Source organism: Flavobacterium solisilvae (assembly GCF_012911605.1).
GTDB lineage: Bacteria > Bacteroidota > Bacteroidia > Flavobacteriales > Flavobacteriaceae > Flavobacterium > Flavobacterium solisilvae.
In genome coordinates, this window is sequence record NZ_JAAMPT010000103.1 from 1 (window position 1) to 303 (window position 303).

1 protein-coding gene is annotated in these 303 nt (G+C 41.3%); it reads left to right on the forward strand.

From position 1 onward, the window contains the following. Window positions 1-303, forward strand: a 303-nt coding sequence (locus tag G6042_RS00485; RefSeq protein ID WP_169522337.1) for a hypothetical protein, incomplete at both ends; no start/stop codon positions are given.

Genomic DNA, 303 nt, shown 5'->3' on the forward strand with positions numbered 1-303 from the left:
ATGTAATTACTGGCGGCGTTCCAGGGATGATTGTAACCTATTACAACAGTTTAATCGATGCACAAACGCCACAAAATCCAATAACACCAGCAACCGCTTATTTAGGAAACGACAACGAAATTATTCATGTTCGTGTACAAAATATAGCCACAGGATGTTATAGCACAACCACACAATTATTGCGCGTAACTCAAGGACCAACGGCAGTAACACCAACGCCATTAGAACGATGCGATCCAAACAATGATGGCTTTGAAGTATTCGATTTAACCTTAGCAACCAATCAAATAGCGGGCGGAACAT